Source organism: Streptomyces sp. E11-3 (assembly GCF_046540415.1).
In the GTDB taxonomy this organism is placed as follows: Bacteria; Actinomycetota; Actinomycetes; order Streptomycetales; family Streptomycetaceae; genus Streptomyces.
Genome location: NZ_JAZGRL010000156.1, coordinates 1 through 1653 on the forward strand (window position 1 = coordinate 1; position 1653 = coordinate 1653).

Here is a 1653-nt window from a genome sequence, read left to right on the forward strand (position 1 = left end):
CGGGGGCGCGCAGGCGGATCGGCAGCGGGGGTGGGTAGCCAGGTGTGAGGGGGGCGACGGCTGACCTTACTCGTCATTCGTCTTATAAGCCGTATACCGAGACATGCCTTGTATGTCTGCATCGTCTGTTTGACCGTTGGGCATTGATCAATTGATCAACGGGGATGCAGTCACATCGGTGCACTCAGGGGGTACGCCATGGCCGCCAGGCCGCTCGTCGCACGGCAGCCGAACGAACGGTTGCAGGCACTCATCCAGGAAGCCGGCTGTTCCAACGCCGGACTGGCCCGCAGGGTCAACATGTGTGGTGCCGAACACGGTCTCGATCTTCGCTACGACAAGACGTCCGTCGCCCGCTGGCTGCGGGGACAGCAACCACGCGGCCGGGCCCCGGCGATCATCGCCGAGGCGCTGGGCCGCAAGCTGGGCCGTTCCGTCACGATCGACGAGATCGGGATGGCCAACGGCAAGCACCTCGCCTCCGGGGTCGGGCTGCAGTTCTCGCCGACCGTGCTCGGCGCGGTGGAGCAGGTCTGTGAGCTGTGGCGCAGCGACGTGGGGCGGCGCGACTTCCTCACCGGCTCGTCGGTCGCGGCCTCCGCGCTGGTCGAGCCGAGCCGTGACTGGCTGATCACGGCGATGGACAACCAGGTCGCCAGGACCGCGGGGCCGCGGGTCGGCAAGGCCGATGTGGCGGCGGTGAAGGCGATGACCGGCGCGCTGGTCGAGCTGGACCACCAGTACGGCAGCGGGCATGTCCGCCCGGTCGTGGTGCACTACCTGAACTCCGTGGTGTCCGGGCTGCTCGCGGGCTCGTACCGCGAGTCGGTGGGCCGTGAACTGTTCGCCGCGGTCGCCCGGTTGACGGAGCTCGCGGGCTATATGGCCGTGGACACCGGGCAGCCGGGGCTCGCCCAGCGGTACTACATCCAGGCGCTGCGGCTCGCGCAGGCGGCCGGGGACCGGGGGTACGGCGGGTACGTACTGGCCGCGTCCATGAGCCACCTGGCGGCGCAGCTGGGCAGCCCGCGGGAGATCGCGCAGCTGGCGCGGGCGGCGCAGGAAGGGGCGCGCGGGCGCGTGACACCGCGTGCGGAGTCGATGTTCTACGCGGCCGAGGCGCGCGGGCACGCGCTGCTCGGGGACGCGCGGGCGACCCAGACGGTGGCGATGCGGGCGCACTCCGCGATGGAGCGGGCGGACGCGGCCTCCGCGGCCGGGGACGACCCGGTGTGGATCGCGCACTTCGACCACGCGTATCTGGCCGACGAGTTGGCGCACTGCCACCGCGACCTCGGCCATGCGGAGGCGGCCTCGCGCAGCGCCCAGGAGTCCCTGAACGGGCACCCCGAGTCACGGGCGCGACGGCGGGCGATCGGGTTCGTCCTGCTGGCGACGGCGCAGGTGCAGCAGCGTGAGGTGGAGCAGGCGTGCCACACGGGGACGCGGGCGGTCGAACTGCTCGGCGGGCTGCGGTCCAACCGGGGTGCGGAGTATCTGGAGGACTTCAAGGAGCGGCTCGAACCGTTCCGGGACGAGTCGGTGGTGCGGGAGTTCGGGGCGCGGGTTGACCTGATGGCGGCGTAAGGGGGCGCGTATTCCGGGAGCGCGCACGGCTGTTGGGGGGCCTTGGGGTCCCCCAACAGCCGTGCG

At 71.3% G+C, this 1653-nt stretch carries 1 protein-coding gene; it reads left to right on the forward strand.

Annotated features, from left to right (window positions below):
- Positions 1–198: 198 nt before the first annotated feature.
- Complete coding sequence (locus U9R90_RS36055; protein ID WP_411061704.1) at positions 199–1587, forward strand: transcriptional regulator; 1389 nt, start codon at positions 199–201, stop codon at positions 1585–1587.
- The last annotated feature ends 66 nt before the right edge of the window (positions 1588–1653 follow it).